The sequence below is a fragment of the Paractinoplanes abujensis genome (assembly GCF_014204895.1).
GTDB classification, from domain to species: Bacteria; Actinomycetota; Actinomycetes; order Mycobacteriales; family Micromonosporaceae; genus Actinoplanes; species Actinoplanes abujensis.
On the sequence record NZ_JACHMF010000001.1, the window covers coordinates 7,509,412 to 7,521,218 of the forward strand.

The window sequence follows — 11,807 nt, forward strand, 5'->3', positions numbered from 1 at the left end:
CACCTTGCCGATCGTTCGCAACCGCGACATCGTTCCTCCTGCCGCGATCCTTTACGATCGTGCGCGGTCGTATCGGCGTACCCCCGCGCCGGCCCGGCCCGACAGAGTGACACTGAGAAAAGTTCACATCTACCGACCGTGATATTGATCGGCGACGTGGAAGCAACATCGCGTCACACAACCGGTCCGTGTCCGGCGGCCCTTTCTCTTTGACACTCGTCGTGATGGAATCTCGGGGGCCCGACGCGGCAGTCGGCCGTGTGTGGCGCCCGGTGAGCCGAGTGCCGGGGCCCGAAACAGGAGGACGGTGACGTGAGCAAGCGCCCCAAGACGGCGACCGGCGTCATGTCGCGTCTCCGTCGGCCGGCCGATCGGCTGCGAGATCTGCCGATCTGGTCGAAGCTTGGCCTCATCATGCTGGTGCCCACCCTGGCGACGATCATCGTCGGCGTCAGCGGCCTGGTCGACCACATCGATGAAGCCAACAACGCGGAGCGCGCCCGCACCCTTTCGGTGCTGTCGGAGGCGGCCGGTGGTCTCGTCGACCACCTGCAGAACGAACGCGCCTACGGCATGATGATCACGACGATCGACGACCCCAAGAGCCCCGACCTGGCCAAGGCGAAAGAGTCCTACGCCGCCGAGAGCGCCCAGGTCGACGCGGCCAAGGTGCCGTACGCGCAGCAGAAGGCCGCGCTCGACGACGTTCCCGAGAACGTCAGCACCCTCCTCCTGCGCCTCGACCGCAACCTGGAGGAGCTGCCCGCGCAGCGCAGCCAGATCGCGAACAAGCGGGCCGACGCCCGGGACGATGCTCAGCTCACGTACACCAACCTGATCGGCGACCTGCTGGCCGTGCGTAACGCCGCGGCCCAGCTCGCCAGTGACACCGAGCTGAGCGACCACCTGCGTGCCGTGGCCGCGGTGGCGTCGGCCAAGGAGTTCGTCGCCCAGCAGCGCGACATCGGCCACGAGATCATCGCCGAGCGTGCGCTGACCCCCGCGCTCCGCCAGAGCCTGACGAAGGCCCAGCTCGGTTTCGACCTCGCCGGCAACACTCTGATCCAGGTCGGCTCCAAGGCCGACCAGGACGGGTTCACGAACATCGCCAAGACGAGCGCCAAGTACGGCGCGACGAACTACTCCGAGCCGCTGACGACCAACCAGGGTCCGAACGACCGTCGCATCCTGTTCAACACCAAGCAGTGGGACGACGCGTTCGTCGCGTACGGCCAGGAGTTCCGCAAGCTCGAGACCAAGATGGACGCCGACATCGTCGGTGAGGCCACCACCCTGCGCAACGACGTGAACCGGCGGGTCTTCATCGAGACCAGCGTGCTGCTCGGCATGCTCCTGCTGGCGATCCTGTTCGCCTGGCTCGTCGCCCGGTCGATGGCCCGTTCGCTGCGGGAGCTGCGACAGGGTGCGCTCTCGGTCGCGCAGTACGGTCTGCCCCACGCCGTGAGCCGGCTGCGTGATCCGCAGCTCTCCGCGTCACTGACACCGGCCCAGGTGGCCGATCAGATCGCCGAGCCGCTGCCGGTGCGCAGCCGCGACGAATTCGGTCAGGTGACCGAGGCGTTCAACGCGGTTCACCTCGAGGCCGTGCGTACCGCCGCCGAGCAGGCCGCCCTGCGGGCCTCGGTCGCCACGATGTTCGTCAACCTGGCCCGTCGGTCCCAGATCCTGGTCGACCGGCTGATCGGTCACCTCGACCGGCTGGAGCGCGGCGAGGAAGACCCGGACCGCCTGGCCGAGCTGTTCCAGCTCGACCACCTGGCCACCCGAATGCGCCGCAACGACGAAAACCTCCTGGTTCTCGCGGGTGCCGACTCGACCCGCGTGCAGCGCGAGCCGGCCGCCCTGATCGACGTGCTCCGCGCCGCGCAGTCCGAGGTCGAGCACTACACGCGCATCGAGTTCGGCATGATCGACCGGGACATCGAGGTGGCGGCGCACGCCGTCAACGACATGGTCCACCTGGTCGCCGAGCTGTTCGACAACGCGACCGCGTTCTCCCCGCCCAACTCGACGGTCATCGTCGAGGCCCGGCGGCTGGGCGACGGCTCGCTGCTCACCGTCGAGGACCGCGGCATCGGCATCAGCCACGAGCAGCTTCGCGACCTCAACGAGCGCCTGGCCAACCCGCCGATGGTGGACGTGGCCGTCTCCCGCATGATGGGCCTGGTCGTGGTGGCCCGGCTGGCCAACCGGCACGCCGTCAAGGTCGAGCTCCGCCCGGCCGACAACGAGCGCGGCACGGTGGCCGAGGTCGGCCTGCCCCTCTCGGTGCTCACCGGCGGCCAGGGTCAGCCCGCCGTCGCCGGCGGCCGCATGCCGATCGGCGCCGGCTACGACGAGCAGGGCCGCCCGGGCATGCCCGAGCCGCTCGCCCTCGAAAGCGGCGGTGGCCGCGGTGGCTACCCGACCGGCCGCCCGTTCGACCCCAACCCGCCGATGAACACCGGCGGCATGCTGGGCACTAACGGTCGTTCGGTGCCGGCCTGGTCCGACCTGACCGGCGCGTCGTCCAACGGCTTCGGCTCCAACGGCTCGCTCAACGGGCTCAACGGCGGCAGCAACGGCTCCGGCAGCAACGGCTCCGGCAACAACGGCTCCAACGGCTTCTACGGCCCGCGCAGCAACGAGCCGATTCCGCCGCTGCCCTCCTCCGGTCCGCCCGCGTCGCCGCAGGGCTTCGGCAACCCCGACGGGTTGCCGCAGCGCCGCACCGGCGAGCCGCAGCGGCCGGACGGCGACCTCAACGGCTTCGGCGCGACCATCCCGCGTCAGCTTCCGGCCAACCCGGAGACCCAGGGGCGCAACCCGTTCGTCCCGCCCGTCTCGGCCCCGCCGGTGCCGCCGATCTCCGCGCCGCCGGTGCCCTCCGCCCCGCCCTACGGTGGTCGCCCGACCTCGGCGCCGCCCGGATCCGAGCCGCCGGCCGAGGCCCCGGTCTCGGCTGCACCGCCGGCCTGGCCGCCGGTTGCCCCGGAGCGCGAGCCCCAGGCACCGCACGTGCCCGAGAGCCTGGCCGCGGCGCTCGACATGACCGCCGAGTTCCCGCGGTACCGGCCGGAGCAGCGCGACCAGGGTCCGCAGGTCGAGCGTCCGACCAACCCGCAGACCGCGCCGATCCCCGCCTCCGCCCCGCCGGCGTCCCCGGTCTCGGCGACGCCCGCGTCGGGTGTCCCGCAGTCCGAGGCGCAGCGCGCGGCGGCCGCGGCCAAGGCGGCCCACGAGGCGGCCACCGTGCAGGCGGCCGAGGCTCAGGCCACCGCGGCCGCCCAGATCGCGGCGGCCCAGGCCGCCCGTCAGCGCGACGCCGGTCAGGGCCAGTTCGCCGACGAGACGATGGAGCTGCCGATCTTCCGGGAGCTCGAGTCGGCCTGGTTCACCACGGCCCGTCCGGCCGAGGCCAAGCCCACCGCCAACGGCGGTCTCGACGAGCCGGTCAGCTCGCAGCGGATCCCGACCGGGGAGCCGTCGCGCACGATCGGTGTGCCGCAGCAGGCTGTCTCGCCCGAGTCGCGGGACCGGGACCCGGCTACTGTTGGTGTCGGCGCCGCCAACGGCGTCGCGCAGAACGGCTCCAGCCCGAACGGCAGCACCGCCACCAACCCGTGGCAGACCGCGGCCGACGAGGGCTGGCAGGCCGCTCAAGCGGCGGCGGAGGCGCAGGTCGACACCACGACCACGGCGGGTCTGCCCAAGCGCACCCCGATGGCGCAGCTCGTACCGGGCGGCGTCGACCGGGGTGGTAACTCCGTTCAGCGCCGTACCCCCGAGGGTGTTCGCGGTCTGCTTTCCGCTTACCACCGGGGTGTGCAGCGCGGTCGCAACATCGAATCGACCAACCCGGAGGAGACTCCGGGAGGGCAGCAGTCCTCGCAGGCTGGCAAGGAGCATGAGGCATGACATCTACGCAGGATCTCGGTTGGCTGCTGGCCAACTTCGCCGACCGCGTACCCGGCGTCGCACATGCGATCGCGGTCTCCGCTGATGGTCTGCTCCTGGCGGCCTCACGGGATCTCCCCCGGGATCGCGCCGATCAATTGGCAGCCATCGCCTCCGGCCTGGTGAGCCTCACTCAGGGTGCCGCGCGGTGCTTCGAGGGTGGCGCCGTGCTGCAGACGGTGGTCGAGATGGACAACGGGTTCCTCTTCCTGATGTCCATCTCGGACGGCTCGTCCTTCGCGGTGCTCGCGGCGCGCAGCTGCGACGTCGGACAGGTGGGCTACGAAATGGCCCTCCTGGTCGACCGCGTCGGCGAGGCTCTGACCCCCGCTCCGCGTTCGGCGGCCGGGGTCCTCGGCTGAACGGGCAGCCGGCCGGAGTCTTCGGCCGCTGTTCAAAAAGTTGAAAACTAGAGACACTTCTAAGGGTCCAGGAAGGGGTGAGCGGTGACGATGCCCGAACGTGACGAGCCGACCGGCGCGCTGGTCAGGCCGTACGCCGTAACCCGTGGTCGGACCCGGCCGAAGCTTGAGATAGCGCTGGAAGCGCTGGTCGAGACAACCGTTCGCGGACGCTCCGGCATCCGTGGCGGGCAGGGTGGAAGCGAGCATCAGTACATCGCGGCGATGTGCGACGGCGGCCGAGTTCAGTCGCTGGCCGAGATCGCGGCACGCATGCAACTGCCGCTCGGTGTGGCTCGAGTGATCGTCGCGGACATGGCCTCTGACGGCCTGGTCGCGGTGTACGAGCCCACCTCGCTGGAAGACGAGACCGACGCGGTAGGCACGGAACTGCTGGAAAGGGTGCTGAGTGGACTTCGCAGGCTCTGACATGTCGCACCGTCCCGCTGCGGGGCGCGTGACGTCGGCGAAGATTGTGATCGCCGGCGGATTCGGCGTCGGTAAGACGACGCTGGTCGGTTCGGTCTCGGAGATCACCCCGCTGACCACCGAGGCCATCATGACCTCGGCCGGTGTGGGGGTCGACGACAACCGGCAGGTTCCGGGGAAGATGACGACCACCGTCGCCATGGACTTCGGGCGTATCAGCATCGACCGCGACCTGATCCTCTATCTGTTCGGCACGCCGGGCCAGACGCGTTTCTGGTTCATGTGGGACGAGCTGGTGCGAGGCGCGATCGGTGCCGTCGTGATGGTGGACACTCGGCGTCTCGCCGACTGCTTCGCCGCGATCGACTTCTTCGAGCACCGGCGGCTGCCGTACCTGGTGGCCATCAACTGCTTCGACGGCATGCAGTATCACAACGCGCAGGACGTGCGGGACGCTCTGGCGATCTCGAGCGACGTCCCGGTGGTGAGCTGCGACGCGCGTAACCGTGAGTCGACTAAGAACGTCCTCATCTCGCTGGTCGAGTATGTGCTGACGATGCGTCGCACCCGCGCCGTAGCGCCCGCCTGACGCTTGGTCGAAGCCCCGCACCGTGAGCCGGTGCGGGGCTTCGTGCTGTCCAAAATCGACTAGGGTCGCTCGTCATGCGTGTCTTCCTGACAATCGACGCCGTGAACGAGCTTCTGCCTGACTGGCGGGTCACCGCTCTGCAGCGACTGACCGGCGGCACCAAGAAGGGCGTCTACCGGCTGCGGCTCGACGACGGACGCACGGTGATCCTCTATCTGTGGGCCGAGTCGGAGAACTACTGGCCGGTGGCCGAGACCGTGCCCGACGATCCGTTCACCGACGCGTCCGGCGCCCAGCTGTTCGTCACCAACCGGGCCGTGCTGGCGGCCGCGGGCGTCCGGGTGTCGGAGGTGCTGCTCGCGCGGCCCGACCTGGCGCTGGTCGAGGACGCCGGCGGCGAGACGCTGGAGGCGCTGATGGAGCGCGACCCGGTGGCCGCAGCCGGGCCGCTGGCCGAACTGGGGCGGGCGCTGCGGCGGATGCACACGACGTTCGGCGCCGAGTGGGGCATGCCGGCCGCGAAGCCGGTCCAGACCCGTCCGCCGGAGGAGATGATTCTGGACCGGGCGCTTAGCCTGCTGGGCAAAGTGGCAGCCCGCGAGAAGCGCATCGCGGCGGCCCGGGCCCGGCTCGAGGACCGGCTGCGGGCCATGCGGGCGGCGATCGCGCCCCGCCGGGAGTACGCCCTCGTGCACGGCGAACTGGGAGCCGACCACGTGCTCGTCACCGCGGGCGGGGAACCAGTGCTTATCGACATCGAGGGTGTGACGTACTTCGACGTCGAATGGGAGCACGCCTTCCTGCAATTGCGCTTCGGGGACGCGTACGGGGAACTGGATCCTGTCGACCTGGACCCCGCGCGCCTCGAGTTCTATCGGTTCGCCCAGGTCATCGGCCTGATCGAGGGCCCGTTGCGGATCGCCGACACGGACTTCCCCGACCGGCAGTGGATGCTCGACCTGGCCGAGTGGAACATCCGGAAGGCGCTAACCGAGTAGCGGCAGCTTCCCGACGAGCTTGTCCACCGGGTTGCGCGGCCCGACCACGCTGACCGCGTAGTAGTCGAGCTTGCCGGCCTCGGTGCCGCCCACGGTGTCGAGGTATTCGCGGTAGACCCGGGTGTGCTGGGCCGCCGCGGGCATGTCGGCCACGAAGAAGTCGGCGCGCGCGGCCGCCTTGGCCCGGATCGTGCGCAGCGTCTCGGCGTCGGCCGCCAGCACCGTGCAGCCGGCCCAAGGCAGACCCGGGTGGGTGTGGCCGTCGGCGTCCACCGCGTCGTCCCCCAGCAGCCCGTCGACCGCGCGCGAGGTGGCCGCGGCGGTGCAGATGGCGGCGTTGGCGGCCCGCCCGGGCGGGAGGTCGGCGTCGACCACCACTACCCACTTGAGCCGGGCCACGCGGGTCGGGGCGCTCTGGTCGATCTCGTCCGCGGTGAATCCGATCATTGTTCGCTCTCTCCGTGCATTGGTCGGCGTACGGACAGAATGCTAAGCACCTGTTAGGTTGTGCGGCAAACAATCCGTACTTGTCTCGGAAAGAGGCCCGAATTGGCGGACCTGGACGAACTAGATAAGGCGATCCTGCGGGAATTCCAGTCGGATGCACGGAAGACCAACCGGGAAGTGGCGGCGGCCGTCGGCGTCTCACCCACCACGGCGCTCGACCGCACCCGGGCGTTGCGGCAGCGTGGCGTGATCCGCGGCGCCATCCTTGACGTCGACCTGAAAGCGATCGGCCGGCCGGTGCAGGCGCTGATCGCCATCCGGATCCGGCCCCCGTCGCGCCGCAACATCGAAGCCTTCCGCGAATGGGTGAGCACCCTGCCCGACACCCTCGGCCTGTACGTGACGACCGGCACCGACGACTTCATCGTGCACGTGGCCGTGCCCGACAACGACAGCCTGTACGAGTTCGTCATCGACCGGCTGACCCAGCGCCCCGAGGTGGCCGACGTGCGCACCTCGATCGTCTACGAGCACATTCGCAACAACGGGATCGCGCCGTCACAGTGAAGGCGCGACGATGAACCCATGACGAAGCTCGATGGCAATCAGATCGCGGCCGAGAAGCTCAACGGCTGGGTCTATGTGCCGGCCGGCCTGCAGACCAGCATCGAGACCAAGGACTTCAGCGCCGGGCTGGCCCTGGTCAACGCCGTCGGTGAGGTGGCCGAGCAACAAAACCACCACCCCGACGTGACCCTGCGCTACTCCGCCGTCGACATCAGGCTGAGCAGCCACGACGAGGGCGGCGTGACGATCCGGGACGTCCGCCTGGCCCGTGCGATCACCTCGGTCGCGTCCGGGCTGGGCCTGCGCCCGTCGGCCGACCACGTGTCCCGCATCGAATGGGCGCTCGACAGCCCCGCCCACACGTCGGTGTCACCGTTCTGGGCCGCGGTCTTCGGCATGCGGGCCGACGACATCGACCTGACCGACCCGGCCGACCGGCTGCCCCTGGTGTGGTTCCAGCGCTCCGGCAACGAGCCGGACCGTCAGCGCTGGCACCCCGACCTGTGGCTCGACCCGGCCCAGGTGCAGCCCCGCATCGACGCCGCCCTGGCCGCCGGGGGCACGCTGGTCAGCGACGCCCACGCCCCCGCGTTCTGGGTGCTGGCCGACCCCGAAGGCAACCGGATGTGCCTGTGCACCTGGCAGGACAGGCGGTCAGCGGACTAGGGCCTGTCTCGCAACTGAGGCGGGGCTGCGGCAGGGCCCAGATCCCGCCTGGCGGCGTCCCGTGGAAGCCCGGTTCCAACCCCGGGAGCCGGGCTTCCACGGGCCACCACCAGACGAAATCTGGACCCGGCCTCGCTGCCACCTCAGTTACGAGACAGACCCTAGGAGCAGGCCGCGCAGCTCCTCCAGCACCCGCGGATCCGGTCGGCGACCGCTGGTGTCGACCACCTCGGTCACCCCCGCCAGCAGCCGCCGCGCCGTGGTGACGTCACCCAGCTGGGCCAAGGCCTGCGCGGCCAGCCAGTCGCAGTACGGTGCCGGGCCGCCGGCCGCCCGCATCTGCTCGACCAACGTCAGGCAGACGTCGTCCAGCCCCGCCGCCAGCACGAGCCGCGCAAGAAAATCCGTGCCCCGCAGCCACTCCGGCGTGCCCGGAAACAACTCGCGCAGCGTCTCCAACGTGTCGACCGCCTCCTGCCGCCGCCCCGCCCCGATCAGGCTGCGGCCCAGGTCAAGCAGGGTACGGGCGATCAGCTCGCGATCGTTGCCCGGCTGCGCGAGCGTCCGCCGGGCCAACTCGGCGTTGCGCTCGGCCTTGGCCGTCCGCAGGCCCGCATCGACATACCCGTGATGCTTGAGCACGATCGCCGCCCGCGGAGCCGCCACGGTGACCCCGCGAAGCCGCTCATGTACGCGGCCCTCCCACCACACAGCGTCCTTCCGATGCAGGTGCGCCGCGGTGTTCGTGTAGGGCAACTCGTCATGCGCGTTGTCGACCTCCACCTCGACGACGTCGGCGGTGCACTCGGCGAGAAGGCGCCGCAGCAGAGCTGGATCCCCCTCGTAGCGCTGGTCGGCGTCCACGGTCAACACCCAGTGAGCGCTCCACCCGTTGAGAGCGTCGTTGCGCGCTTTGCTGAAGTCATCCGCCCACTGGCCGTGGGTGACTGTTGCGCCGCGCTCTGCAGCGATCTGAGCCGTACGGTCCCGAGAGCCGGTGTCGTGCACCCTGACGGCATCGACCACTCCGTCCAGGGCGTCCAGACAGCCCCCGATCTCCAACTCCTCATCCCGCACGATCAGGCTGCCCACCAAGAACGGCTTCACAACTTCCGATTCGGCACTGCGTCCCCAAAGCTGACCACCCCGTACGCCAGCTCGCTGCCACAACCTCTCGGGAGACGCACCTGCGGCTCGCTGGGATTGCGGCTTGCTGGACGCCGCGCTCTCACGCTGGGCGGCTTGGCGATTGAGTGCTCCCAGAGGCATGGCGGAGCTCAGCGGCGCCCGCTGCCGGGCCAAGTGAGCACTTACATAAGCCGACGCGACCGGGCGGCCGAGGCGATAACTGCACATCGGGCGGGCCGACGTCGCCGGAAAAGCGTTCGACCCGGCCCCCAAGTGACAGGACCGGGTCGAGCGGGAACTGCTTAGATCAGCGCGAGCCATACCCCGCGTTGTTGTTGCGGTATTCGTCGGCGCCTTCGCGGTCGCGGGTGAAGTCCCAGCCGCCCGCGGCTTCGCGGCCCGGGCGTCCGCCCATGGCGAAGCCGCCGATTTCCTGACCGCGCCGCCAGCCCCGGAAGTAGCCGGTGGTGTGGGCGGCGATGCTGGCCGCGTCGCGGACGATGCGCAGCGGGCGTTCGTCGCGCAGCGGGGAGCCGGGCACCAGGTTGGCCTGGGGCACGCGCTTGGGCAGGCCGGCCGAGGTTTCGGCGGCCACCGCGGGGGTGGACGCTTTTTCGGCGGCGCGCCAGCCCGAGTCGTTGGGGTTGGTCCAGTCGAGCTTGTCGGACTGCTCGCTGTGGCCGGTGAACCAGGCCGAGCGGGCCGCGGCGAAGATCAGCAGGTCGGTGTCGTTGCCGTCGGAGCCGACCGGCGGGTTGATGCTGCGGTCGAGCGCGGTCAGTTTGCTGCTCGTGGCCGACGGGGGGCCTGCCGGGCGGCGGCTGCCGTTGCGACCTTCGACGAGGCGCAGCGACGGCGGGTCGGCGGCCGCGGACAGGTCGGTGGCCGTGGCGTCGAGGCCGTTGGGCAACTGGGAGTCGACCAGGCGCAGGGCCGGCGGCTCTTTCGGCATGTCCTGCCAGGGCGGGCGCACCCGGCCGTCGGACGGCGGCGCGCTCGTTGAGGCGGCCGGCGTGGTCAGCGCGTCGTCGGTGCCGCTGCTGTTCATCAGCGGCCAGTTGGCGCGGGAGCCGGGCTCGGGCGCTTCCTGCCCGCCGGGGCGCTGGGCGGGCATGGGCAGCGAGTAGTCGGTGGCCTCGCCGGCCGGTGAGGTGGGCCGGGTCGACGGGCGCGGCGGGATGACTGTGCGCTGGCGCTCGGCGCGGGCGCTGTTGATCGCCGCGTTGGTCAGGGTGGCCCGGAACGGCTGGCCGCTTTCGGCCGGGCTGGAGCCGTTGGGGACGCCGGAGGACGGCGCCGACGCGGCGGGGGAGACCGAGGCCGCCGGGAATGTCGTGCCGGTCGGTGGGGCCGGCGTGCGGGAACCCGGCACGGGCCGCGAGCCCGGCGTGATCGGCGTCATGCCCGGCGGGGGCGGCGGCGTCGAGATCGGCCGGTTCCCCGGGGCGGCGGCGCGGTTGGGGAACAGCGAGCCGAGGCTGTCGCTGGTGCTGCGGGCCCGGGCCGCGGGGGCCGCGGGGGGCTGCGAGACGGGCCGGGGGGCCAGCGGCGGCGGCATGACCGGGTCGGGCGCGACCGGGGGTGTGGTCAGCGGGTGCGGCGTGACCGGACCGGTGCCGGTCGACGCGGGTTCGGGGCGGGTGCGCCGGCCGAACCGGGAGGCGTCGCCTGTGACGGACTGCAGGGGGGCGGGCTCGGCGGCGCGGCGGGTGCGGCGAGCGCCGTTGGGGGTGCTGCTGCGCGCGGCGATCGTGCCGATCAGGGAGGCGCAGGCGGCGTCGGAGGCGCGCACCGAGGCGACGGCCTGACGCACCGTCTCGCCCGCGGCGGGGGCCAGCGACTTGTTGACTCCGCCGCGGCGCGGAGACTCGCTGATCGCGACGTGGAGCGCGGTGACGGCCGCGATGATCTCGTCCTCGGTGCCGGCGCCGGCCCGGGTGAGCTCGCGGGCGACGTCTTCGGCGACGCTCTGGGAGTCGCCGTTGGCGCCGAGGCGGCCCGGCTCGGGCAGCGCGTCCAGCACGGCCAGAGCGAGCGGGTGCGACGGGTCGGGGTAGGCCCGCAGGGCGGCCGGGTAAAGCTCGCGGAGCACCTCGCGCAGGGCGATGGCGGCGGCGTGCCGGCCGCTGAGCAGGGCGACGTGGGCGGCCAGGACCGGCTTGTAGCTCACCAGGTCGCGCGGCACGGCCAGGGTGCCGGCCGTGAGGGCGCCCGCCTGGAGCGCCCGGGCCAGGCCGACGGCCCGGCGCGCGGCCGGCGGCGCCTGCATCTCCTCGACGGAGTCGTCGTCGGCGAACCGCTCGGCGAAATCGTCGGTGGTGTCGTCGTCGGCCACCACGAGCGGCCGCCCGGCCGCTGTGAGCAGGGAGGTGACCAGGTGGTCGTCGCTGTCGGCGGCGACCGCGGCGTCGGTGAATCCACTCGTCCGTTCCACGAGCAACGAGCCGAACTCGGCATACCCGCCGGGGTCGTCGCTGATCTCGTGAACGCCGAGCAGTCGTCCTGCATCGTCCACCACGGCGATGGTCAGTTGTGCGGCCGAGGCCCCACGCACCGATTCATCCGCCGACGCCAGACCGCAGTACACGCGCACGAGCGCCACGGCGTCGTCCTCCTCCCCAGGGG

At 71.3% G+C, this 11,807-nt stretch carries 10 protein-coding genes; 7 read left to right on the forward strand and 3 right to left on the reverse strand.

Translation table 11 applies throughout. The annotated features are described in order from the left end of the window. Window positions 1-312 precede the first annotated feature (312 nt). The 5 genes from BKA14_RS34485 to BKA14_RS34505 all read left to right on the forward strand — a co-directional run bounded on the left by BKA14_RS34485 (window position 313) and on the right by BKA14_RS34505 (window position 6,374). Window positions 313-3,918 carry a sensor histidine kinase gene (locus tag BKA14_RS34485; protein ID WP_184954947.1) on the forward strand — a complete coding sequence of 1,202 codons (3,606 nt, stop codon included), beginning with the start codon at window positions 313-315 and terminating at the stop codon, window positions 3,916-3,918. Further along, entirely contained in the window at window positions 3,915-4,319 is a 405-nt protein-coding gene (locus tag BKA14_RS34490) for a roadblock/LC7 domain-containing protein (RefSeq protein WP_014447580.1), read from the forward strand. Before BKA14_RS34485 ends, BKA14_RS34490 begins: the two co-directional genes overlap by 4 nt. Window positions 4,320-4,409: 90 nt before the next feature. Then, the gene (locus BKA14_RS34495) at window positions 4,410-4,787 is read left to right on the forward strand and encodes a DUF742 domain-containing protein (protein WP_169174333.1); all 378 of its coding nucleotides are present in this window, start codon (window positions 4,410-4,412) and stop codon (window positions 4,785-4,787) included. A 1-nt stretch (window position 4,788) separates the two neighbouring features. Continuing rightward, the gene (locus BKA14_RS34500; protein WP_133874399.1) at window positions 4,789-5,376 is read left to right on the forward strand and encodes a GTP-binding protein; all 588 of its coding nucleotides are present in this window, start codon (window positions 4,789-4,791) and stop codon (window positions 5,374-5,376) included. 74 nt (window positions 5,377-5,450) lie between these two features. Further along, complete coding sequence (locus tag BKA14_RS34505) at window positions 5,451-6,374, forward strand: phosphotransferase family protein (protein WP_184954948.1); 924 nt, start codon at window positions 5,451-5,453, stop codon at window positions 6,372-6,374. On the opposite strand, the gene BKA14_RS34510 is transcribed toward BKA14_RS34505, so the two are convergent. Then, window positions 6,363-6,821, reverse strand: a complete 459-nt coding sequence (locus BKA14_RS34510) for a DUF2000 domain-containing protein (RefSeq protein ID WP_184954949.1) — start codon at window positions 6,819-6,821, stop codon at window positions 6,363-6,365. The genes BKA14_RS34505 and BKA14_RS34510 overlap by 12 nt on opposite strands. Before the next feature lie 102 nt (window positions 6,822-6,923). Between BKA14_RS34510 and BKA14_RS34515 the strand changes: the two genes are divergently transcribed. Together BKA14_RS34515 and BKA14_RS34520 are read left to right on the forward strand one after the other, a co-directional pair. Further along, window positions 6,924-7,388 carry an Lrp/AsnC family transcriptional regulator gene (locus BKA14_RS34515; RefSeq protein ID WP_239092579.1) on the forward strand — a complete coding sequence of 155 codons (465 nt, stop codon included), beginning with the start codon at window positions 6,924-6,926 and terminating at the stop codon, window positions 7,386-7,388. 18 nt (window positions 7,389-7,406) lie between these two features. Continuing rightward, window positions 7,407-8,054, forward strand: coding sequence for a 4a-hydroxytetrahydrobiopterin dehydratase (locus BKA14_RS34520; protein ID WP_184954950.1), 648 nt, complete (start codon window positions 7,407-7,409; stop codon window positions 8,052-8,054). A 147-nt stretch (window positions 8,055-8,201) separates the two neighbouring features. Here the strand turns inward: BKA14_RS34520 and BKA14_RS34525 are convergent, their stop codons facing one another. Together BKA14_RS34525 and BKA14_RS34530 are read right to left on the reverse strand one after the other, a co-directional pair. Continuing rightward, window positions 8,202-9,161, reverse strand: a complete 960-nt coding sequence (locus BKA14_RS34525; protein ID WP_184954951.1) for a glycosyltransferase — start codon at window positions 9,159-9,161, stop codon at window positions 8,202-8,204. A 328-nt stretch (window positions 9,162-9,489) separates the two neighbouring features. Next, window positions 9,490-11,784, reverse strand: a complete 2,295-nt coding sequence (locus BKA14_RS34530) for a transposase (protein WP_239092578.1) — start codon at window positions 11,782-11,784, stop codon at window positions 9,490-9,492. Window positions 11,785-11,807: the final 23 nt, after the last annotated feature.